The organism is Proteiniphilum sp. UBA5384 (genome assembly GCF_002410825.1).
GTDB lineage: Bacteria > Bacteroidota > Bacteroidia > Bacteroidales > Dysgonomonadaceae > Proteiniphilum.
On sequence record NZ_DHOS01000001.1, the window covers coordinates 1 to 264 of the forward strand.

Genomic DNA, 264 nt, shown 5'->3' on the forward strand with positions numbered 1-264 from the left:
CTATCCGTCTTTTCCAAGTTTAAATATAGGAGTTATTTATTTGTTCATTGAGCGTTTAGGAAACGATACCGGGTACGAATTTTACGGTGTGGGTGTTGCCGCTACGAAGCATCCGCTGGGTTCTTGGGAAAAATATGCAGACAATCCATTAATGACGATGGATCTCTCGCGGGAAATCTCTGGTTGTTCCCGATAAAAGCTAGTCTCCGGTATTTCCTCTTATGAGGCGAGGGACCATTTAAATATTTTGTATTCCGATTTCGG

General features: G+C 42.4%; 1 pseudogene. It reads left to right on the forward strand.

The window, feature by feature from the left end:
- Positions 1-196: pseudogene (locus B4G81_RS00005) on the forward strand (hypothetical protein); the annotation flags it as partial.
- Positions 197-264 lie beyond the last annotated feature (68 nt).